Annotated in this window: 21 protein-coding genes and 1 pseudogene; 2 read left to right on the top strand and 20 right to left on the bottom strand. The window is 39.5% G+C overall.

All coding sequences use genetic code 11. The features are described 5' to 3' along the window. Nucleotides 1–216: 216 nt before the first annotated feature. Entirely contained in the window at nucleotides 217–798 is a 582-nt protein-coding gene (locus ACQY3F_RS01340; protein WP_428353141.1) for a PIN domain-containing protein, read from the top strand. Here ACQY3F_RS01340 and ACQY3F_RS01335 read toward each other — a convergent pair. The 4 genes from ACQY3F_RS01335 to ACQY3F_RS01320 all read right to left on the bottom strand — a co-directional run bounded on the left by ACQY3F_RS01335 (nucleotide 752) and on the right by ACQY3F_RS01320 (nucleotide 3,142). Continuing rightward, nucleotides 752–955: a hypothetical protein gene (locus ACQY3F_RS01335; RefSeq protein WP_428353140.1), complete on the bottom strand. Its 204-nt coding sequence runs from the start codon at nucleotides 953–955 to the stop codon at nucleotides 752–754. The two genes, ACQY3F_RS01340 and ACQY3F_RS01335, sit on opposite strands and share 47 nt — an antisense overlap. A gap of 498 nt (nucleotides 956–1,453) precedes the next feature. Further along, entirely contained in the window at nucleotides 1,454–2,065 is a 612-nt protein-coding gene (locus ACQY3F_RS01330) for a transposase (RefSeq protein ID WP_428353139.1), read from the bottom strand. Nucleotides 2,066–2,331: 266 nt separating this feature from the next. Next, on the bottom strand, nucleotides 2,332–2,835 hold the full coding sequence (locus tag ACQY3F_RS01325) for a transposase (RefSeq protein ID WP_428353138.1): 504 nt from the start codon (nucleotides 2,833–2,835) through the stop codon (nucleotides 2,332–2,334). A 22-nt stretch (nucleotides 2,836–2,857) separates the two neighbouring features. After that, on the bottom strand, nucleotides 2,858–3,142 hold the full coding sequence (locus ACQY3F_RS01320; RefSeq protein ID WP_428353137.1) for a Uma2 family endonuclease: 285 nt from the start codon (nucleotides 3,140–3,142) through the stop codon (nucleotides 2,858–2,860). A 79-nt stretch (nucleotides 3,143–3,221) separates the two neighbouring features. On the opposite strand from ACQY3F_RS01320, the gene ACQY3F_RS01315 reads away from it, so the two are divergent. Further along, on the top strand, nucleotides 3,222–4,418 hold the full coding sequence (locus ACQY3F_RS01315) for an ISAzo13 family transposase (RefSeq protein ID WP_428352931.1): 1,197 nt from the start codon (nucleotides 3,222–3,224) through the stop codon (nucleotides 4,416–4,418). Here the strand turns inward: ACQY3F_RS01315 and ACQY3F_RS01310 are convergent, their stop codons facing one another. The 16 genes and pseudogenes from ACQY3F_RS01310 to tssC all read right to left on the bottom strand — a co-directional run bounded on the left by ACQY3F_RS01310 (nucleotide 4,419) and on the right by tssC (nucleotide 21,518). After that, nucleotides 4,419–4,592 (bottom strand): hypothetical protein, encoded by a 174-nt coding sequence (locus tag ACQY3F_RS01310; protein ID WP_428353136.1) that lies wholly within the window; start codon nucleotides 4,590–4,592, stop codon nucleotides 4,419–4,421. Between the two features lie 75 nt (nucleotides 4,593–4,667). Beyond that, nucleotides 4,668–5,324 (bottom strand): hypothetical protein, encoded by a 657-nt coding sequence (locus ACQY3F_RS01305; RefSeq protein WP_428353135.1) that lies wholly within the window; start codon nucleotides 5,322–5,324, stop codon nucleotides 4,668–4,670. A gap of 9 nt (nucleotides 5,325–5,333) precedes the next feature. Continuing rightward, on the bottom strand, nucleotides 5,334–6,218 hold the full coding sequence (locus tag ACQY3F_RS01300; RefSeq protein ID WP_428353134.1) for a PAAR-like domain-containing protein: 885 nt from the start codon (nucleotides 6,216–6,218) through the stop codon (nucleotides 5,334–5,336). Continuing rightward, a complete protein-coding gene (locus tag ACQY3F_RS01295) occupies nucleotides 6,218–7,258 on the bottom strand; it encodes a hypothetical protein (protein WP_428353133.1) in 1,041 nt (346 codons plus the stop codon). The genes ACQY3F_RS01300 and ACQY3F_RS01295 overlap by 1 nt, the downstream gene beginning before the upstream one ends. A gap of 35 nt (nucleotides 7,259–7,293) precedes the next feature. After that, on the bottom strand, nucleotides 7,294–7,686 hold the full coding sequence (locus tag ACQY3F_RS01290; protein WP_428353132.1) for a type II toxin-antitoxin system VapC family toxin: 393 nt from the start codon (nucleotides 7,684–7,686) through the stop codon (nucleotides 7,294–7,296). Beyond that, nucleotides 7,677–7,877 (bottom strand): hypothetical protein, encoded by a 201-nt coding sequence (locus ACQY3F_RS01285; RefSeq protein ID WP_428353131.1) that lies wholly within the window; start codon nucleotides 7,875–7,877, stop codon nucleotides 7,677–7,679. Before ACQY3F_RS01285 ends, ACQY3F_RS01290 begins: the two co-directional genes overlap by 10 nt. A 22-nt stretch (nucleotides 7,878–7,899) precedes the next feature. Next, a complete protein-coding gene (locus tag ACQY3F_RS01280; protein WP_428353130.1) occupies nucleotides 7,900–9,006 on the bottom strand; it encodes a DUF2169 family type VI secretion system accessory protein in 1,107 nt (368 codons plus the stop codon). A 162-nt stretch (nucleotides 9,007–9,168) separates the two neighbouring features. Beyond that, the gene (locus ACQY3F_RS01275) at nucleotides 9,169–9,648 is read right to left on the bottom strand and encodes a DUF6484 domain-containing protein (RefSeq protein ID WP_428353129.1); all 480 of its coding nucleotides are present in this window, start codon (nucleotides 9,646–9,648) and stop codon (nucleotides 9,169–9,171) included. Nucleotides 9,649–9,692: 44 nt separating this feature from the next. Further along, complete coding sequence (locus ACQY3F_RS01270) at nucleotides 9,693–11,915, bottom strand: type VI secretion system Vgr family protein (protein ID WP_428353128.1); 2,223 nt, start codon at nucleotides 11,913–11,915, stop codon at nucleotides 9,693–9,695. 61 nt (nucleotides 11,916–11,976) lie between these two features. Beyond that, the gene (gene tssH, locus ACQY3F_RS01265; protein WP_428353127.1) at nucleotides 11,977–14,712 is read right to left on the bottom strand and encodes a type VI secretion system ATPase TssH; all 2,736 of its coding nucleotides are present in this window, start codon (nucleotides 14,710–14,712) and stop codon (nucleotides 11,977–11,979) included. 11 nt (nucleotides 14,713–14,723) lie between these two features. Then, nucleotides 14,724–15,668: pseudogene (tssG, locus tag ACQY3F_RS01260) on the bottom strand (type VI secretion system baseplate subunit TssG); the annotation flags it as partial. 37 nt (nucleotides 15,669–15,705) lie between these two features. Further along, nucleotides 15,706–17,583 carry a type VI secretion system baseplate subunit TssF gene (gene tssF / locus ACQY3F_RS01255; protein WP_428353126.1) on the bottom strand — a complete coding sequence of 626 codons (1,878 nt, stop codon included), beginning with the start codon at nucleotides 17,581–17,583 and terminating at the stop codon, nucleotides 15,706–15,708. Continuing rightward, nucleotides 17,580–18,239 carry a type VI secretion system baseplate subunit TssE gene (tssE, locus tag ACQY3F_RS01250; protein WP_428353125.1) on the bottom strand — a complete coding sequence of 220 codons (660 nt, stop codon included), beginning with the start codon at nucleotides 18,237–18,239 and terminating at the stop codon, nucleotides 17,580–17,582. The genes tssF and tssE overlap by 4 nt, the downstream gene beginning before the upstream one ends. 4 nt (nucleotides 18,240–18,243) lie before the next feature. Further along, nucleotides 18,244–19,038: a type VI secretion system accessory protein TagJ gene (locus tag ACQY3F_RS01245; protein WP_428353124.1), complete on the bottom strand. Its 795-nt coding sequence runs from the start codon at nucleotides 19,036–19,038 to the stop codon at nucleotides 18,244–18,246. A gap of 224 nt (nucleotides 19,039–19,262) precedes the next feature. Beyond that, on the bottom strand, nucleotides 19,263–19,748 hold the full coding sequence (locus ACQY3F_RS01240; protein ID WP_428353123.1) for an Hcp family type VI secretion system effector: 486 nt from the start codon (nucleotides 19,746–19,748) through the stop codon (nucleotides 19,263–19,265). A 270-nt stretch (nucleotides 19,749–20,018) separates the two neighbouring features. Further along, the gene (tssC, locus tag ACQY3F_RS01235; protein WP_428353122.1) at nucleotides 20,019–21,518 is read right to left on the bottom strand and encodes a type VI secretion system contractile sheath large subunit; all 1,500 of its coding nucleotides are present in this window, start codon (nucleotides 21,516–21,518) and stop codon (nucleotides 20,019–20,021) included.

Genomic DNA, 21,518 nt, shown 5'->3' with positions numbered 1-21,518 from the left:
AAGACTTAATATCTATCATTCCCTTAATGTATACTCACTTTAAAAACAAAGGTTTGAAAAGCTCAATTATAATCTAACTTAAGCGTGATTAACTGTAACCCACTGTCATAAAATATTTTAAATCTAAACGGTATAGAAAAAAACTGGACTTAATTCGAGTCTGACCCCATTAGTTTCCGTATTAGAGTCGGGCCCTAATACAGATAAATATGATAAATGGGTACTCCCCCCTATACTGCTACAAGCGGTGGTCGCGTGATGCATTATATGAACGCTAAAATATTTATTGATACCAATATACTTGTTTGTGCATTTGATAGTAACGAAAAAGACAAGCAAGAAATCGCTCAAAACCTGCTAGCTGATGAAGGCTTTACCGGTGAAATCGTACTGAGCACACTGGTATTGCAAGAGTTTTTTGTCACAGTAACTAGCAAGTTAAAAGAACCTCTCTCTATTGATGATGCAAGTAAAACCATTCAGCTTTTTAATGTATACCCAATAATTCAATTTACCCCCAGGCTAATTTTAAAAGCAATTGAAAGACATCAATACGAATCTTTTTCATTTTGGGATGCTTTATACTATCAGGTGCTCAGGTATTGTTTAGTGAGGATATGCAAGATGGACGGCAAATGGGTAAGCTTAAGATTTCAAACCCGTTTAGCCAACTCAATAAAAGTGATAACACCCGTTAATGTGAGCATAAATAAAAAATCAAGCTGGCTGCCCATTGATTTGGATTTAACCTTTACGCAAAAAATTTTTTCATTATTGGCAATACTTCAGCGGCAATGATCAAGCCAATTCCCCATTTAATAACTTTTAGATCTAATTTAACTTCATTTATATCTTTTTCGTAATCAGTAACTGACACTGCCGCTGCTTTTGCTTTCTCTTCACTAGCTCCAGCATCTATTAATGCTGAATAAATCTCACTATTCATTATTGACATATCAATAACCTTATAAACTACTAAATCATTTAAACAAATTGATAACAAACAAAAATCAACAACACTAATTCAAATCTGGACCTCTTGAATAACAAAAATGTAAGTGATTGATTTTGTTATTCTATGATTGGTGGCGCGGAGCAGCCTGATTCGCTATTCAGACCAAATAAAAAAGGAGCAGGCTGGAATTAGGCACCTTTCATTCATCAGTTTACACTTTTTTATTGAATGAGTAGGTTGGATGAGATTTTTTATTGCGTAGCATTCAAAAACGGACAATTTTGGCAAATGTCGGATTTCGTTTTCTCGCTACGCTCAAAAATCTCATCCAACTTACAGAATAACAGACTGTGTTGCATAACGCCTTGGCAAGATGGAAATTTAATACTTCGAATGTCTCATATTCTGAAGCTTCACACGGATTACATGAGGCTTCGTATTGTAAATAAAAAACCAAAGTGCAAACTCCTTTCATGCTTTTATGAAGAATGCCTGGAATTAATCAATTACTTTCTTTGGTCTTCCTCTAGGTTTTGCGACAGAACGTCGGCCTGATAATCGCTCAATTTCTTCACGAAAGCGATCACTGCCTAATACCCAGCCTTTATTGGTTGCCTCTCGTAAAGCATCAAGATCGGCTTTGCCAATTGCTGATCGAAAAATCTGGCGGTAAGCTAATGTCCTTTCTACCTCATTAGCACCTATTCGTCTGTACACTTCATGAGACTTAATCAGTTTATTATCATTACCTTCTGCATTCGCGGCATAACTCGACCAGGGGTATTCGCCAGGTTGTTCTACCATACCCGCACGAACTGGATTGAGTTCAATATAACGCATACAGGTTAATAAATATTGCTCACTATCTATTACCGTTGCTTTGTAACGACCTTCCCATAAAGTCCCAGTTCGCTTATAAGTGAAATTAAAGTATTGTACATAACGACGGCCAACTGATTGTAAAGTCTTTGAAATACTGGTTTCAGTTTCTGGACTGGCGAGTATATGTACATGATTGGTCATTAATACATACGCATGGATCCAGAGTTTATTTTTCTCCATGGTGCTTTGCAAGCATTCTAAATAAAACTGGTAGTCATCATTATGCACAAAAATTAAGTCTCGATTATTTCCTCGCGAATTATGTGCTGAGCCTGTCCTTTGACAAAATAACGGGGAAGTCGCGCCATTGCATTTCTACCTACTGGTTAAAAATTAACAGTATAGCAAAAACCTGGATTTAATTCGAGTCTGACCCCATTATTCACATTATTCAGAAGCAATGCCAACAAGCTCACAAGCCAGCTGCTGTCTTGCGCCATTTTGTACCGCCTCGTCAATGAGTGCACAGTATTGTTTGCGATCTGGGTAGGAGATTAATCGACCTCCTTTTCCCCCCAGATCGCTTGGCACTTTTTTGATAACACCAGTAAGGCAGCTGTTTCGGAGAGCGCTCTATCCTTACGATTGAGCTCTTTCTGTAATCGTTTGTTTTCTTGTTTGAGTTTTTTCTGTTCCTGTCTGGAGGTAGAGCCAGAGACTTGATTTTCTGATAGAAAACCTGATTTCCATTCTTTTACATGGTGTGGGTAAATTCCATTTTTTCGGCAGTAAGAGCTTAGCTGCTCATCGCTTAGGCTATGACAGTCTATTACGGCCTCAAGACGTTGCGTTTTAGTCCAGCTCTGTGGGCTTTTTTCTGTTGACATACTTGTTTCAGGTTTCTCTAGTTTATTCTTCTTGGCTAAGTGAATCCATCTCTGAAGTGTTGAATAACCAATGCGTAAATCATCGGCAATATCGTTAAGTGTTTGGTCGTCACGTTTGGATAATGCTTTTTCTACGGATTGTATTTTAAATTCTTGGCTATATATGGCCATTTCTGTCTCCTAAAATAAATTTTTACAGGCGACAGGTATGTTGACATAGGGGGGTTACAAGCCATACTTCTTTTGCTCCAGCGCTAATAAAAAGTTTAACTTTACCCAGCATCTCCTCTTGAGTATTTGATGGCGATATTATTTCTATGCATATTTCTGGGGCACTAGATGCAAATACCTCTCCAATATGTAATTTCACGTATTCATCCGATCCCCATGAGGCATCAGGAACCCTTACCCCCATGCTAGTCTGTATTGCCAATTCAGTAAAAACACGACCATTAGGGAGATGGAAAGAAATAATCATCCAAACGAAGTAAGCTTGTGTCTCAATAATTTATAATAATGAATTCTGAATTTATTCTCACACTAGGCAGATAAGCTTGTTGATATTAACAGATAGCATTATAGGTTGGATTATAAATACAGCCCATCGTTTAAAAGGCTCGGTACGTCGTATATTCATGGCTGAAACGGTGGAGCTACTAGGCTCAGGTGGTGCAAGTATTGCTGAAGAAAAACTAGGATGGAATAGAGGCACTATCCGAAAAGGACAATATGAACTTGAAACTCAGCCCATAGAAGATAATTTTTCAGCGAGAGGGCGTAATAAAAGTGAAGAGCATTTTCCTCATCTACTTGATGACATAAAAAAAATTGCTGAACCGGAGTGTCAAACGGATCCCTCTTTTAATTCCTGTCGATTATATACCCGGCTAACGGCTAAAGAAGTTAGAAAACGTTTACTGGAGATTGATTATTACGATGAAAAAACATTACCTTGCTCAAAAACTATCAATACAAAATTAAATGACCTGAGTTACCATCCAAAAAAGGTACAAAAAACAAAGCCTCATAAGAAAATCAAGGAAACGGATGCAATTTTTGAACAAGTTCATTCAGTCAATGGAATGGCAGATATCAACCCAAAAGAGATTCGTATATCAATTGATGCCAAAGCAAGAATGAATATAGGAAATTTTTCACGGGGAGGACGAAATCGGGTTTTAACAAAAGCAGAGGATCATGATTTAGATGTTAAGGAAAAGTTAACTCCTTTTGGTTTTTATCTGCCTGAACATGATGATTTTTTCCTTTTCTTTACAGCAGGCTATGCCAGCAGTGATTTCATCGTTGACCGATTGGAAGAAATTTGGCCAGAAATTCAAGAAAAATATGGAGTAGATATTCTGACAATTAACGCTGACAATGGTATGGAGAACAGTAGCTCCAGAACTCAGTTTATAAAAAGGCTTGTGGAGTTTGCTGAAAAAAGCAACATAAAGATAAAACTGGCCTACTACCCTCCTTATCATAGTAAATATAACCCAATTGAACGAGTATGGGGAGCCTATGAAAATCATATTAGTGGCGACATAATGGATACAGTTGAAACAACTTTAAAATTTGCCAAAAGTATGACCTACAATGGCAAAGCACCTATTGTTAAATTAACAGAAAAAATATATGAAACAGGAGTAAAGGTAGGTAAAAAAGCAATGAAGACGTATTATCAGTTTGTTGACCGAATGCCATCGTTGGAGAAATGGTTTTTGACCATTTCTCCTGGTTGTTCTGGATGATTATTTCTTTCCATCTCCCTTAGGTAGCCACCCAAGGCGTTTAGCAACTTCTCCTTGCAACAAACTATGAATAAACGATGCAGGTGACATTTCTATTTTCCCGTATTCATTAAGCTCGATTTTATATGGTAAGTCTTGTAAGGTCTTATCCGACAACACATCTTGCCATTTCATCTTTACCCCTCCAATTTACTATTTGCTGTCATTATAACCATTACAACCTTGCTCGGCCGCACACCCCATTAGTTTCTATCTATTATCAACGTCTTCTAACATTGTCGATAACCATTCGTCAATAAATTTCCAAAAATCAATGATCTCTTCAACATCATCATCTTCAACCCAAAGAACGTAAGGCTCTTTCTTAGTTGAATCAATATCAAACCCAACAGTGTTTACGCCTTTTTGAAATACCTTCAAAAAATTAGGTTTGTTATTTTCAGGGTCCCGAAAAACGTCAAAACGCTCTGCTTGGAGTAGCCCATCATTGCTCTCAATCTCATACCACCCATTGTGGACGCTATAAAATATTGATAAATCAACTGAAAGGTCAATTGCCACAGACGGCATTATCTTGATTGGAAGATTTCCTCGAAACCCAAAATAAACATCATCTTCCACGAACACATAGAGTAAAAAGGCATCCGTTGAAAAACTATCAACTATAAGAACATCTAAAACTTTCGCCTTTATTGATTGAATAGTTAGGGGTAATATTTTCCTGACTTTCCACCACAACTGATCTATGATTTGATCAGGATTCTGTTGATGGATGCCTTCTAAATACCGTGGCAATTCACCTCGATACTCAACTGCAGAAGAATGCACAATTGAGTGAATTTGTGTAACAGCCTCAATACCACTATCGTAAAGAATTTCTTCAATTATTTGATTATCTAGTCTCATTTCCCATATTTAACCACAAGTTAACATCTTTATTTCTGCCTTCAAGTTGACTATTAGATTTCCGGTTACCTTAATCCCCTTTTCTCGTTGAGGCTTAGTCCATTTCAATTCTCTTCTCTTATGTCCTTTCCATTTTTGCCAAAGTGTATCGCTTTTGGATGAGTTGCACGATCGACACAAGCCCACAAAATTATCTGGATAATTTGCCATTTTTTTCTGATTTTCATCGCTCAAACAAGCAAACCCAGGCATTTTGGAAATAATACTTAGAGGAACAATATGATCTGGAGACGTCCCTTTTCTCGATCTACATGCAACACATTTCTTACCTTTTTCTTTTAACTTCTTTCGTGCTGCTTTCGTTGGTGTGCCAGACCTGAGTTTCTTATATCTTTCCGGAGTCGGTTTTTTTGGACATTTGGAGTTACAGGGCCTTTTGGGAAGATTAGGCACATTCATTCGTGATACTTGGGGCCAAGGAATCGCCTCATTAGCAGTCGGACTACCATGATTATTCGTAGTCATATCTAAATGCCGATCAACATTCTCCCCCTCAACCTTCACATCCATCGACCACTTTATAAAATAAACTTTACCTTTGTTTTTGCTGGAGATAAGCCCTTTTTTCGCCGCACATCCAGCTTCATCTCCAACCGAAGTCTTAAAATAAGACTTATTCTTCAACATAATCTCTTTATCAGAGATCTTCACATTTTTACTACCACCCGTGGTATCCGAAGCAAAACCTGTGCTCGGATAAGGAACAGGAATACCTGGAGGTGTCGCTGGATTTTCTGGAGGAGTCATACAGACATCTGGAAAGGATGCAATTACTTTTCCCGCGCCTGCTTTACAAGCGATTTCCATGCCATTTGCAAAAACTTGATTCGCCACTATTGCTCCCTTCCCCTTTGCCAGAAAAATATCATGGAAGAACGCTTACCATCATCATTACCCAGGTGCGTCAATATATGATTGCCTTTAGTATAAGATTTTTCACAGGAAGTCTTTAGTACAGCAATCATGACCACACCTAATACAGAACCCACATCACCCACACAATCAGCTGGATGCCAGATATCAAACTCCGTTCTCTTAGTTCGATCTATACGACTAAAAGCCAAGCTAGCCTCTTTAAAATAATACTGCTCTCCTGAAATATCAGTGATTTTAAAATCAAGAACACTCTCCCCGTGCCCAGCATCAGCTAAAGATTCCTTAATCGCAGCCGTCAACCCATCCGCCCTCAATGGCTCCTCAGAATAAACATGCGCCTCTTCAACCCCAAACCCCAACCCCACACAAACCAACTGATACTCCTGCCTAGCAGAAACAGGCTCAACCACCAAAGCCGCCCCCGCCTCCCCCGGAATAAATCCATTAGAATTATTGCTAGTCAACAGCCGGTCATATTCCTCATAATGCGCCAATGTAGTCCCAACCAACAAACTATCAGTTGCAACAATCAACACATGTTTAACCTTCAAATCCTGAATCAAACTCCGAGCATGTTTCAAAGCAACCGCCACCGCCACATGCCCTTTCGCTATCACCCGGGATTTTTCATGAAACTCCAACCCTAGCTCATCCTGCAAATCCAGAAAGAACTGATTATCATCATCAATCACCCGCCCCTGCCTTTCCTGCTCAGAAAGACACAGCAACATAGGCGTTGCTTCTGGTTTAAGCTGCTTATTGCCTTCTAAGCATTCATTAATAGCAGCCGCAGCCATTTTAATCAATTTAGTTTTGCCACGCCATGGTTCCTCCAATGGCACGCCACAACCCATAATCCATTCACCGCCATTGTCCATAACACGGGTTTCCTGAAAATTATCGATAGCGCAACGAATAGCAGCACAGGATGCCGAGGCATTTAAGCCGACACCTGTGACCATGCCTGTTCCGGTAATTGCTATGGGAAAGCCACTCAAAAGTTCACCTCAATAAATCCGTGTCTTCGTTAATATCATGGAATAACATCAATAAAATCATGATGAAATGCTTTGTCATAGGTGATGATAGGCATTGATTCTAATTCAGCCTGTGCCATTAGCATTCTATCGAAAGGATCTCTGTGCTCAATTTTCAATTGTCCTGCACGTAAAGCATGTGCTGTTGTGACAGATAATTGATTGAACCCCATTTTATCAAGCAATACCTCGTAATTAGAGAGTAGCTGTTTGGCTTCAGGCATTTTACCTATACGATACTTTGTTGAAATTTCCCATGCTGAGGCACTACTAACATATATTTCCTGAGCAGGATCTTTCAAAATTTGGCGGCTTATCTTGCATAACTTAGGGTCATCAAAAATCCACCACAATAAAACATGCGTATCAATAAGGTAACTTATTCCCATGCCTTTAGCTCTTCTTCTGTCAACTCATCAAAAAAAGCATCTCCTAATGATCCTTTTAAAAGTCCAGGTTGACGCTCAGCAACTGCTTCTTTGCTCAATCCTAAACGAAAATAATGAATGATGTCATAAATTTCGGCAAGTTTGTCATCAGGGATATCGTGTAGTTCTCGCATTATTTTTTTTTGTAACATCTTAACCCCAAATTTTATACAATTACTTTTCTTCGACCTCAGCCTTATTCGCCTTAGCCAAATGTGCTAAGGATGGGTAGTAGGTCTTGCCTAATTCTCGCGCCCGCCACCAACCACGTGACATTTTCCCAGCCAGTACCTGAGGAATTTCAAAAATATTTTTTTTCAGCGGCAGACTGGCTCGCCAGGTCATAGTGAAAAAACCTTTATCCGCTTCAATCACAATCGTATCAATTACTGCTTTTGTTTCATGTTTTTCGCCTTTTTTGCGAAAAAAAACAACGGGGATATCAATAGTGGGTATTGTAAAGGCAGTCCGGCCTTCCTGTGTCAAATTGACCAAGACCACCTCTTCACCCCCTTTTGGGTAGGGAATTTGCTGATCTTCTGGTGCCGCCTGAAAATAAGCTTCGTTAAAGTCTGCCGGTAAAAATGGAAAGGTGTTATCTATCCAGTCCTGATCATAAGTGCCGGCATGTTTAAGACGTGACTGCCAACCACGCCCTATCGGGCCAAATGCCATCGGTTGGTAAGCACCACCTGGCATTTGTATTGCCTGATTCAATTCTTCAGTATTAGGCATGGGGGTTTCATTAACCAGACTACTGCTCAATTGATCATGAAAGCCTGTACCAACTGGGTTTTTCATATAAGCACTGTGTTTGCTTTCATCTTCATGAAAATTATCCAGGCCACCAAATGCCACATCATAGCTAATAGGCATCACATCAAATTCCGCTGGCTTGCCTGGTGATATAGAAAGCCCTGAATCCCAAAATCGATTACCGGTTACAACAAATGTTTTAACTAAGGCTCCCAGCTTTAATCCAACCTGAACTTTACTGGCTGGTTTACCTTGTGGTGCATATGCACTTCCGTTTAATAAGACATCACAACGGTGTTTTATCGGCGCATAATCAACTTCAGCATTCGGTGCTGAAAAGCCTGGCTCTCCGGTAAAAGTATCAGCTTCAATTAATGGTATTTGTTCATCGGCTAATTTAACGGCTTCTCCCGGTTTTGGAATCATAAATGTTCCTTTTATTGCAACCACAAGTGATTCTCTACCATCGGGCTTCATACCCATGGTGTAACCTGCCAGCATACCTGTGGAATTAAGAAGATCCATAGCCGTACTCTGTTGATTATTATTGAATTATGAATGCTATAATTTAGACTATCCGCTTAAACCGGGATAGCTGCTATACATGTAGGCTAAAGCCTACTCCCATATTTTCGTATACTTTGAATTCAGAAAAATTTTCTCACTTATTTTAAGTCTAGTAGCTGTTTAGTTTATTTGTACTGAACCACCTTTGATACGATTAACCCCCGAAGATCGACTTAATAAATAAGCCCCTCTCAGGATAACTTTTCCAGATTTAGTTAAGGTTATACTGGCCTTACCACACTTTAAGGTAATATTTTGCCGAGCTGAAAGAACAATACTCTCCCCATCCATTTCAGCGGTAGCTGGTTCGTTTTCATGAACAACTTGCTCTTCCTCAGTATGTTGTATCTTGCCGATAATCAGTGGCAACCGAAGATTCCCTCCTTCAAACAATAATGCGACTTCACAGCCTATATCTTCACTTTGCATCTTTGTAGTACTGCGTGCCACTATTGCAGTTTCATCGGGGTTACCAGGAAATGCGACTAATGGTAGCCCCTCATTATTAATACTTAAGAATAGCCCAATAACAACACCATCAATTTTCTGATTAGCTTGATGAACTTTATCATTTTCTAACTGTGCAGTTTGCATAAACATGTTCCTCCTACGGAGTATTCACAATGTGAATAGAAAAACTTATTTTAATTTTGTAGAATTTTTTTCCCTTTCATAGTGATATTTTTTGAAGCTTTAACATTAATTTCACCTGAACCATTCACAGTAATATCCTTACCTACAATCTGAATAGTCCCATCCTTTTTCATGGTAATACTCGCCTTCCCTGTTTTAATCACGATCGAGTCACCCGCATCAATAACCAGGTTTTTGCCTACCGTTATAGACTGGTCCTTGCCGACACTGACGGTATTATTATCACCCACTGTTGTACTCTGATTCTTGCCAAAGCTTTCAGTCAGGTCCTTACTGACAGAAACCGTCTGACTAGCCCCATAAGTCTCTGTAACATTACCGCCCACTGTGGTTGATTTAGTTGTACCTACTTGTTGTGTTTTTGAAACCGCCACAGTTTCATTCATCACAGCTCCAACCGTTACCTGATAAGCCGCACCTATGGTTAATTCCTTGGCAACACCAATAGTTTCAGCCTTGTTAATAGCAATAGTTTCTGTCTTATTACTACCTATGGTAACGGTACGATTGCTACCTATAGTAATGGTTTCGTTACTACCAACAGTTTCTATACGATCAACTCCGATTCCAATGGTTTCATTATTACCCACTGTCTCAGTCCGGTCATGGCCAATAGAAATGGTTTCATCATTACCAACATCTTCAGTGCGATCATGCCCCACCGATGTGGTCTCATCATTTTCTACGATATTATCCTGATTTTTTTCGGCATGAATATAAACCTGCTCCTCGCCCATTTTATCTTCAAAACGAATCTCATTAAAATTAGCGCCACTCCCTCCTTTTGAACTACGGCTTTTAATTCCACTCTGGGTTTTGTTGGCAGGTAATGCATAAGGTGGTGTCTGATCACCATTATAAACTCGGCCCGTTATGATAGGCCGATCCGGATCACCTTCTAAAAACTCAACAATGACTTCCTGACCAATTCTGGGGATATGAATTCCTCCCCAGGTTTTACCTGCCCAAAGTTGAGAGACCCGTACCCAGCAGGATGAGTTTTCATCAGATTCACCATAGCGATCCCAGTGAAACTGTAATTTAACCTGTCCATGTTCGTCAGTATAAATTTCATCACCACTTGGCCCCACGACAACAGCTGTTTGTGGGCCTTGTACTATGGGTTTTGGGGTAATACGTGCTGGTCTGTATGGGGTGCTACTTTCAATAACAGTAAAACTATTGCTATAGGCAGCGCCGCCTCCCTGACCTGCTGCTTCAAAAGCATCTATGTGTATATTATGGTTAACTGACTCTACCAGATATTCCCGGTTTTGATCTTCTCTAGGGTAATTTGCCAAAGAAAACAAACCGCCACTCATCATCCCACGAGCAATTCCTTCCCCTTGGCCTTGTTCATATTGAGCATGTAATTCTTCTATACGAGTACGGACATAATTATTTCCATCACCATTTTCTATATATTCACCAGGGTAATCAAAAATCTCATGTTCTGATTCACTATGGGTTTTAGTGACCGTAGAATTTACTTTTAGATCCGCTTTGGGTTTTACAAAATCATAATCTGTAAGAACATAAGCGCCTGGTTGAATTTTTTTAGATAAAAACCAGCTGTTTATACGTTTGTCGTCACGAACTACAGTATCATCAGGTGGGTAATATTCTATTTCTGCATAACCAGAAATGAGATTATGCGAACCATAGCCATCGGCTAAATTTAAGGTATGCTTTCCTAGTTCATGGGTAAAGTAATAATAAATACCTTCCTGTTCCATCAATCGACTTAGGAAATTAAAGTCTGTTTCCCGGTATTGAACACAGTATTCCCACGTACGGTAACTTGCAGTTAATTTGTCTTCTATATCGGTAAAGCCCAGTTCATTGCAGACTTCTTTAATAATATCAGGAACCGTTTTATTTTGAAATATTTTGCAGTCAGAGGTCCGGGTTAAAAACCAGAGCCAAGGATGAATAGTAATGTTATATCTTGCATAATGCCCTTCATCTACTGCTTGAGAGATACCACTGACATATCCGTTAAAAAAACGTTCTCCTTCAGGCAAATCCAGCCGAATTGATACATTTTGTCCGAGCAAATCTTCAAAGCTAATATTTTCTGTGCTTAACACTTCAGCATTAATAATAAATAGTCTGCCTAATTCTTCTGAGACTGTCACATCTTGAAGCAAAAGTTCATCGACTCCTAGCGGAGTGATAATTTCTATTTCTCTATTTTGCTGGGTTAATGCCATTTTAATAGCTCATTTTTAGGTTTATTGTTGCCATGTTTTGCGCGGGAACAAAGAGATTTTTTTATTCAAATTGGTAGCTAAACTCACTGTCTTTTACTGATAGTTTAATAGTTGCCATAGTTTCACCATTCATCATTTTGGTTAAATAATGCTGACTTATCGCAGGTAAAACGGTATTGGTTAAGATGGCATCTACTATTCTCGCTCCACTTTCTAGTTCACTACATCTATCTAAGATTAATTGGACCACATCATCATCATAAATAAAAGGAATGCTATGGTTTTCCTCTACTCGCTTTTCTATCCGTCCCAATTGAAGTTTGATAATAGCTTTTAGCATAGCATCAGTTAATGGGTAATACGGTATGGTCACTAATCTACCTAATAGTGCAGCTGGAAATACTTTTAATAGTGGCTCACGTAATGCCTTTGCAATGCCTTCTGGTTCTGGCATTAACTCTGGGTCTTTACACAGATTCATAATTAAATCTGTACCCGCATTGGAGGTGAGCAAGATAATAGTGTTTTTAAAGTCTATAAATCGCCCTTCTGCATCTTCCATCCAGCCTTTATCAAATACCTGAAAGAAAATTTCATGTACATCAGGATGGGCTTTTTCTACCTCATCAAGTAATATCACGCTATAGGGACGGCGACGCACTGCTTCGGTCAGAATACCACCTTCACCATAGCCCACATAGCCTGGCGGTGAACCTTTTAATGTCGATACGGAATGTGCTTCCTGATATTCACTCATATTGATAGTGATAATATTTTCTTCACCACCATATAATGCTTCTGCCAAGGCTAAACCTGTTTCGGTTTTACCTACCCCCGATGTACCACAGAGTAGGAAAACACCAATAGGTTTACCAGGGTTATCCATACTGGCACGAGAGGTTTGCACTCTTTTTGCAATCATATCCAGAGCATGGCGTTGACCTATGACCCGTTGGTTAAGCGTTTCACCCAGTTGTAAAATGGCTTCAATTTCATTTTTCACCATTCTTCCAACAGGAATACCTGTCCAATCTGCAATAACAGTGGAAATTGCTTGACTATCAACGGTAGGGAACATGAGGGGTTGTTCACCTTGTAATTGTTCCAGCTTTTGTTGTAATTCTTTCAGTTGTTGCAATACTTCGTCGCGTTGTTCTGCCGTTAAACTTTCTGGCTCTGTGCCTTCATCCTTATTATCAATTTTTTGATCATTTTCTGATTCTTCAGCCTTCTGCGAATCTATTTCTTTGTTGGATAATTTAGCTCGAAATTCTAAAATACCTTCAACTAAGTTCTTTTCCTCTAACCAGCGTTTTTCTAACCCGTCTAATTGCTGTTGCGCTTCTGCTAAATTTTCTTCTACTATGGTTTGACGGTCTTCAATATCAATACCTACAGAAGCTTCCCTTTGGATAATACCCGCTTCAACATTAAGTGCTTCTATTCTTCTACGACAATCATCCACTTCTGCAGGCACTGAAAACTGACTAATAGCCACTCTGGCACAGGCTGTATCTAAAACGCTGACAGCTTTATCAGGTAACTGCCTATCAGGTATATAGCGATGAGACAGTTTAACCGAGTCTTCTAATGCTTCATCTAGTAATAAGACTTGATGATGTTGTTCCATTACTCCTGCAACACCACGCATCATTAGCAATGCTTTTTGTTCATCGGGTTCTTCAACTTTGACAACTTGAAATCTACGCGTTAAAGCTGGGTCTTTTTCAAAGTATTTTTTATATTCCGCCCATGTTGTTGCCGCAACTGTACGTAATGTGCCTCTCGCAAGGGCTGGTTTAAGTAGGTTTGCAGCATCACCTGTGCCGGCTGAACCGCCTGCACCAATTAAAGTATGTGCTTCATCTATAAACAATATGATGGGTTTTTCTGAGGCTTGTACTTCTTCTATTACTTGACGAAGGCGATTCTCGAATTCGCCTTTCATACTTGCACCTGCTTGCAGTAAACCCAAGTCTAGCGTTCTAATACTCACTTCTTGTAAGGGTTCGGGGACATCGCCCGCAGCTATGCGTAAAGCAAACCCTTCTACTACAGCAGTTTTACCCACACCCGCTTCGCCCGTAAGAATAGGGTTATTTTGGCGACGACGCATTAAAATATCGATAATTTGCCTGATTTCATCATCACGTCCAACAATGGGGTCAATCTCACCATTTCTTGCAGCTTCGGTTAAATCGACTGAATATTGTTGTAAAGCGGCTTGTTTGCCCATTTGGGCAGGGGGGATAGCGCCTGAATTTTCTCCAGGCACTGCATTACCAGCAAGAGAACTGCCATCTTGTGCATGCATAACCTCTTCAGGAGAACCCGCGACAATTTCATTAAAATCTTCTAGCAAGATGTCCGAATTAATTTTTTTAAATTCAGAAGAAATAGCATTTAGGGTGTTGCGTAAGTCAGAGGCTTTAATGATACCAATGACTAAATGGCCTGTTCGAACCTGATTGCTGCCATATTTTAAGCTAGCAAATAACCAACCCTGTTCTACAGCTTCTTCGACATGAGAAGAAAAATCAGAAATGGCAGATGCCCCCGTTGGCAGGCGATCAAGTGATTCGGTAAAATCTCGCGCCAAATGAGAGGGGTTAAGGCCAAAATGTTTGATAATGCGGTGTAAATCTGAATCCTGTAGTTGCAGGATTTGATGCAGCCAATGGCTTAATTCCACATAAGGATTGCCACGAATTTTACAAAAAACGGTAGCACTTTCTACACCTTTATAGGCCAGATTATTTAATTTTCCAAATAAGGCTGTACGGCTAATTTCACTCATTCCATCCCCTTTTAATTACCCATATCGAGAAATAATTCATCGACCTCTTCTTCTCTTCTACTCGTTTTTAACCAGCTTGTCCAGCCAAGCTGAGCGTATTTTCCAAGTTGAGCAGTAGGCACCTGTTGTTTTTTTAAGATTAGATTTATATCCCAGTTATACTCAAAGCCCGTGTAATTTTTAACCAAGCTACGCATGCTTTCCAATTTATTTCCCGTTGGCAATAAACTGTTATATTCTTCAATATTCAACGGCCCAATTACTATTCGAAACTTATGCTGACATTGCCAGCTTCTGCTTCCAATAACAGCGGAAACCCCCAATTGCCCAGTGTTTTTATCAGCATTTAAAAAACATAGACTATCATCAGGAATAACCAGCCATTCCCCAACAAACTCTTCAATTTTCACGGGTAATTGAAAATAATCCGTTAACATGGCTTTCAGGCCACTGGCATGTTTTGTATGACTTCCTAAATGTGCTGCAAAATGTATTTTTGTATGATCGGGAATAACGTCGCGTTTTTGCTGAGAAGCCTCACCAATTCCTAATAAGGAGGCTACATAAAAAGCAAAACGGTCTTTATCTGCTCGATCATATTGAACAGTAGGTTCTTTATCAGCCCAAGCCCTGTAAAATAAACTCAACAGCCGATGATGAAATATATCTACAAATTCTGCGAAGGTATCGTCTTTTGAATTACGTATTCTACTGCGCGCAAATTCAGTTAAATGCAAAGGCAATGGTCCATTTGGACCAAATACACCAAAAAAAAACACTTTTAATTTCGATAATGCACCACTCTTTGTATCAAATGAAGCCAATGTAGAGGGTGCAAACTGCATGCTCGGCTCCTGTCCAAAACGCACAGCATCATCAGATGGCTTTCTGGAATAACCAATACGAGGCTTATTTTTATACAAACACTCTAACTGTCTCAGGGCTGCATAAAACCCGTATTTATAGGCTGTTTCTGCAGACTGGTAAGCAGCTCTATATGATCTCTCTGCTGCCCGTTCTTACTGGCCATCGCATTATCTCTCCTCGTTCACGAGTTTTAACAACTAGCTGAGTAAAGCTATTGATCGAAACATATTTACACAAAAATCGTTCCATAACAGCAGCAAACAAAAAACAACTAGCCCCTACAAAAGCAGATTCATCAAAATTCAAAGTTACTTCTATCCCTCGCCCGAAACACATAGGCCCTGATACAGGTACACGAACAGTAATGGCTTTACTTTGCACGGTTAGCAAACCTTCGATTTGTTTGCCAATAGCTGGATCCGCATAGTTACCATAAAGACGTAATAAATCACGTAATGCAGTAGCTCCTTGAATATGATCGTTATTAATCAAACTGAGATAATTTAATGATAAATGATTGATTAATCGCCAGGCATAATCACCTTCTGCATGAGAGGGTTTTGGGTCTGTTGGTCCGGTTAAACAGCGAATTGAGTCAATTGGTGCACTAATTTCCCAATTAAAGTCTGTTTTACCTTCACCTAATAATATTGTTTTAGGCAAGCCCCTATTGGTACATAAGGCACGTGTTCCTATTTGTTTAATATCTGCGTGGTAAGGTGTTTCACTGGCATCCACTAAAGAAATAAACACCTCACTACCAATATAATCAGTTTTCAACTTCGCTAACCCTGTTGTTGCAGGTTCTAAAGTAGGTTGCCGCTTAACCGTGTAATAAGCAAAATCCCCCTGTATACCAATATCTTGTCGAGTGGAATAAAAAGGACGAAAAGCCTTTTCTGTTTTTGAACCAACCCCATACCCTTCCACTTCTTCCAGGCTAAAGATTTCGTAATCTATGGGCTTGGTTCTATCAATAACCAAATGATGTTCTGTTGTCTGGTTTTTTAAATGAATCCTATCCGTTCTTTTTGAAAACAAATTAATTGCCGGTGAGCAATTAAGTGCAAAATAATTCGCATCAATTAAATCTTCAAATTCCGCTTTATCAGCATCTAATAATATAACAATTTCTATCGCTGTATCATCACAGAGTGATAAAACAGGCTGCAATTGACATATATCTATAAATAAATACCGCTGAGGTAAAGCAAAATATTCCTGCAATAAACGATAGCCATTAAAAGTCGGTGCTGTATGCGGTAACAAGGCTTGCTGCTCATCAAAACCCAAGGTTTGAATAGCAGTTTTATCTAGTACTTTACGATATTCATTAGATGATTCATTTATTCCTTGTATCACCACTGCCAGACCATGTCCCACTATTAGCTCGTAGAGTTGTTGAGGTATCGAACCACTTCCATGCAAATAGATGGGTAAATTTTCCATATTGAGTTGCTGAAAACTTAACTCCTGTACTGTTTGCAATTTTAATCGCAAACCCGCTTTCACCCCATTTACATCTGAACCTGCATATCGGAGTGCTTCACCTAAAGGCAGATAATTTGCTTTTTCTAATTGTATTGGCCAAAGTGATAATTCATGTGCAGTTCTAAATTCACATTTACTACGCCCCTTAACACCGCCTTGACTAAATAACCGAGTATGTCGGGGTAAAACAAAACCTTCTTCGGTAAGTCCTCCTTTTAAATCTGGCTGAAATTGTACAATGGCCATCGATGGCAATGGGGCCAGATAATGAGGATATACAATCTCTAGTAGGTGTTGAGTAAATCGTGGAAATTCAGCATCCATTTTCAGCTGAATGCGTGCCGTTAAAAAGGCAAAACTTTCCAGTAAACGTTCAACGTAGGGGTCAGCACATTCTGTTCCACCCAGATCAAGTGCCGATGCAATTTTAGGATAATGCTGGGCAAACTCTGTACCCATTTCGCGAATAAATTGAAGCTCTTGCTGGTAATATTCAAGAAGCCGGGGATTCATTTTCGAACATCCTGATCAAAGTCATACACCGAAACGTCCCCACTTTCCAATTCAAATTCTGTTCGAAGATGTAAATACAGTGGCTCTGGCTCTGCCCACAACTGCCCTTCTATCTCAAAACAAACTGCGTTATGATCAAACATACTTCTATCTACAAGCACTCTAACATCGAGAGTTTTTTTAATAATTCTGGGTTCAAAATTAATAATTGCGTGTTTTAGCATGCGTTCCATCGTGCGTAAATCTATGCCTGACACGGTTTTACCTGTCAAATCAGGTAAACCAAAATTTATTACTGAATTTTCTACTTCGGGATAATCTTGTAATTCATACTGCAATTCATATTGACTTGCGTTAAGCAGCCAATCTAAATCCCTTTTTACACAGGCTCTAATTTCAGTCAACGAGCTAACTGATGCTGACAGAATACTGTATTGAGCATGAGCTAGATCTAACTGTTGTTGTGTAGCTTGACGCTGTTTCTTAACCGTCTCTTCATCAGGTTTTTGTTGTTGACTAAGCAGCCTGGTTAATTCTTTTTCCAGCTGTTTGATTCTTTTCTTTTGTAGCAAAATTGAATTGTTAATAGGGTCATCATCTGTTAACCGATCAAGCAATGAAGGCAAAAAACGCTCTTTAGGTAAAGTCCTAGCCACGTCACTAATCCTCTTCGGTATTAAAGTGAATCGTTCTTATATCCATGACTGGATATTCATCGAGGTCGGTTGCCCAGATTTTTTGCCCTAAACCCAAAAACAGATCATTGCCACAGTCCTCCCATTCTGTTTTTCTGGCCAATGTTAGCAGAGGGTCATACTGGTAGGAAAATGGATAACGAGTAGGGATAAGACCATAACTTTCACCTTCATTATTCCAGGTAAAATGGGCGGGTAACCAAATCACATCCCGTAAATCGACAGGCTCTTCTATCACAATCGATTTTATATTTTCGATAGGAATCCACAGATATCGTCCATCCACCATTGCTTCCATCACTGGTCCCAAACGAGGGTCACAATCAGCAAACCATTCAAAAGGTTGTTCATTGAGAAGCCCTGATGTTTTTTCAGCTGCATCAAATGCTCGAGTTCGTAATTGCTGTGACTTTGTATTTTCGCCTTGGGCAGTTAACTTTAATGCCTGAATAAGTAAAGCAACCCATTCATTAGGTTTTCCGAAAATAATGGGCTCTTTGTCACCTGAAAACACCTGCTCTCGTATCCGTTCGCAGGCTATAACCTTTCGATACATGGCTACCATTGCCAAGGTGCCATCATCCAAATCGGCAACCACATCTAACTGAGTGAGCGCTCTATCCCATTGTCCCATCACCGATAGAAGCTGAAATAAAAAAACACGAAGTTCCGCATTATCAGGTTGTTTCTTCACCTGTTCTTGCAATAGCTCTAAGGCACTTTTTATATCGCCTTGTTTTAGACAATCTTCTGCTGTCATAGCTTGTTCCGGATTTATATACTCAAAAAATACTAACAAATGATTTAGAATCAACAAATTGTAGTGTAGTCTTTGTTCCACTACCCTAGCTTTTAAATCAAAGCGGACTGATAACGCCATGGATGGCGTGTAGTAGGGTAACGCTGGAGCAATTACCAAAGTCCGCTCTACAATTATTCTTTTAATTCATCTGTTGTTCTTGTTCCAGTAAATAGAAATCACCTCTATTCAGATTTATTTTCCTCGAGATTCCATTTCTTCGGCCCAGCCACACTACCCGTACTACCATCATTATTTACCGCAGTGTAGGTCCATGATATTTTGTCATATACAAATGCCACACTCTCCGAGGGCCTCATAGAGCCACCACCGCTTAAGCTGACAGATTGAATCATAACATTTTCTAATTCATACTTTAAATAACAGACCTTTTCCCCTGTCTCTTGACATACCTCGAGTTCAAGGATAGCGATGTGAGTACCTTGCGCACAATAAAGGTTAAGATCAGGTGTACTATTATCAACACTTTTACTTACTACAAAAGGGCCAAAATCTGCTCGTGATGCAGCTCTACCTCCCGTACCACTAGCTCCGGACATCGGCTGGGACAGGCCGTGACTGAAGCTTTCGACCTCGACCCAATCAGTATGAGCTGTGTCTGTAGACTCCCCTTTTATAGGGTCAATTTTCATATATGTACTTGTAGCCATAATAATTCACCATTAAAGTTAAACAAAAAATACTTAGTACTAACTAACTTAGGCAGCTGGAAACAAATAATCATCCAACCTTGCGGGCCTTTTTGTCCGTCTTCAGCAGTATAGCAATAGTTCCGTAGCCAGCTATGCGCCCATTGCTACACCACTGAAGACAAACAAAAATCCTGTCCAATATTGGACAATTATTTATTTTCAGATGCCTTAGGTGATTTTACAAACCACCTTTATCGTTGAAAAGCGTCCATATCAACAATTCTCCTATCAACTTCCTTTTTCTGAAGGCAATTTAGAAACCAGACGCAGTGAAACTGTCAATCCTTCAAGTTGATAATGCGGTCTTAAAAAAAACTTAGCTGAATAGTATCCGGGATTTCCTTCCACTTCTTCTACAACCACTTCTGCAGCAGCTAGAGGTCTGCGTGCCTTATCCGCTTCCGAAGCTGTAGCTGGATTTGCTTCGACATAATTATTAATCCATTTATTTAGCCACTTTTCCATATCATCCCGCTCCTTAAATGAACCGATTTTATCTCTAACGATACATTTTAAATAATGAGCAAAGCGACAAGTTGCAAATAAATACGGTAACCTGGCGGAGAGATTAGCATTAGCCGTTGCATCTGGATCATCATATTCGAAAGGCTTCTGTAGTGATTGTGCGCCAATAAAAGCAGCAAAATCTGAATTCTTTTTATGCAATAAAGGCATAAATCCATTTTTTGCAAGTTCCGCTTCACGCCGATCACTAATGGCAATTTCTGTAGGACATTTCATGTCGACACCACCATCATCCGTTGGGAAGGTATGTGTGGGCAAACCTTCTACAGCACCACCTGATTCAATTCCTCTAATTCGTGAACACCAACCATATAATTTAAATGATTGATTAATATTAACAGCCATAGCATAAGCAGAGTTTGACCAGGTATATTTTTTATGGTCAGCACCTTCTACATCCTCCTCAAAATCAAATTCCTCCACTGGATCAGTCGCAGCTCCATAAGGTAAACGAGAAAGGAATCGAGGCATAGCCAAACCAATATATCGAGAATCTTCCGATTCTCTTAACGAACGCCATGAAGCATATTCCGGAGTCTGAAAGATCTTGGTTAAATCTCTAGGGTCTGCCAATTCCTGCCAGGAATCCATGTTCATTAATTTAGGTGCAGCTGCCGCTATAAAAGGGACGTGTGCTGCAGCAGAAACTTCTGCGATTCCATTTAGAAATTCAACATCAGGTGGAGAATGATCAAATTCATAATCACCCATTATGCAACCAAAAGGTTCACCACCAAATTGTCCATATTCATGTTCATAAACTTTCTTAAAAATCGGGCTTTGGTCCCAAGCTGTCCCTTTAAATTTTTTCAACGTTTTATGAACATCTTTCTTGGAGATATTCAAGACTTTAATCTTGAGCATTTCATCTGTTTCAGTATTGTTCACAAGATGATGCATCCCTCGCCAACTTCCTTCTAGTTTTTGAAAGTCAGCGTGGTGTAAAACCTGGTTAACCTGGTCACTTAGGCGTTTATCAAGTTCAGCAATTATAGATTCAATGGATTTAACCGCATCATCTGAAATTAATGCCGTATCAGTTAATGCTTGTTCGGCTAGAGTTTTAACTGCATTTTCAACAGCTTCTTTGGCACGATCTGTTTTTGGTTTAAATTCTTTTTGTAACAGTGCTGAAAAATCACTACCTTCTTGTGTTCCTGCTTCCTCAACTGCGCCGGTTGCTTCAACTTCTGTTTCGGCCAT

This window comes from Methyloprofundus sp. (assembly GCF_965251085.1).
Lineage (GTDB): Bacteria > Pseudomonadota > Gammaproteobacteria > Methylococcales > Methylomonadaceae > Methyloprofundus.
This window is presented reverse-complemented; position numbering and strand designations above follow the sequence as displayed.

Bases quoted from the DNA above. Each gene is read 5' to 3' on its own strand.
- ACQY3F_RS01240 (WP_428353123.1), bottom strand. From the start codon at position 19,748: ATGGCTACAAGTACATATATGAAAATTGACCCTATAAAAGGGGAGTCT.
- tssF (WP_428353126.1), bottom strand. From the start codon at position 17,583: ATGAATCCCCGGCTTCTTGAATATTACCAGCAAGAGCTTCAATTTATT.
- ACQY3F_RS01270 (WP_428353128.1), bottom strand. From the start codon at position 11,915: ATGGCATTAACCCAGCAAAATAGAGAAATAGAAATTATCACTCCGCTA.
- ACQY3F_RS01310 (WP_428353136.1), bottom strand. From the start codon at position 4,592: ATGAAATGGCAAGATGTGTTGTCGGATAAGACCTTACAAGACTTACCA.
- ACQY3F_RS01320 (WP_428353137.1), bottom strand. From the start codon at position 3,142: ATGATTATTTCTTTCCATCTCCCTAATGGTCGTGTTTTTACTGAATTG.
- ACQY3F_RS01325 (WP_428353138.1), bottom strand. From the start codon at position 2,835: ATGGCCATATATAGCCAAGAATTTAAAATACAATCCGTAGAAAAAGCA.
- ACQY3F_RS01290 (WP_428353132.1), bottom strand. From the start codon at position 7,686: ATGGGAATAAGTTACCTTATTGATACGCATGTTTTATTGTGGTGGATT.
- ACQY3F_RS01305 (WP_428353135.1), bottom strand. From the start codon at position 5,324: ATGAGACTAGATAATCAAATAATTGAAGAAATTCTTTACGATAGTGGT.
- ACQY3F_RS01280 (WP_428353130.1), bottom strand. From the start codon at position 9,006: ATGGATCTTCTTAATTCCACAGGTATGCTGGCAGGTTACACCATGGGT.
- ACQY3F_RS01285 (WP_428353131.1), bottom strand. From the start codon at position 7,877: ATGTTACAAAAAAAAATAATGCGAGAACTACACGATATCCCTGATGAC.
- ACQY3F_RS01335 (WP_428353140.1), bottom strand. From the start codon at position 955: ATGTCAATAATGAATAGTGAGATTTATTCAGCATTAATAGATGCTGGA.
- ACQY3F_RS01275 (WP_428353129.1), bottom strand. From the start codon at position 9,648: ATGTTTATGCAAACTGCACAGTTAGAAAATGATAAAGTTCATCAAGCT.
- tssH (WP_428353127.1), bottom strand. From the start codon at position 14,712: ATGAGTGAAATTAGCCGTACAGCCTTATTTGGAAAATTAAATAATCTG.
- ACQY3F_RS01245 (WP_428353124.1), bottom strand. From the start codon at position 19,038: ATGACAGCAGAAGATTGTCTAAAACAAGGCGATATAAAAAGTGCCTTA.
- tssC (WP_428353122.1), bottom strand. From the start codon at position 21,518: ATGGCCGAAACAGAAGTTGAAGCAACCGGCGCAGTTGAGGAAGCAGGA.
- ACQY3F_RS01340 (WP_428353141.1), top strand. From the start codon at position 217: ATGGGTACTCCCCCCTATACTGCTACAAGCGGTGGTCGCGTGATGCAT.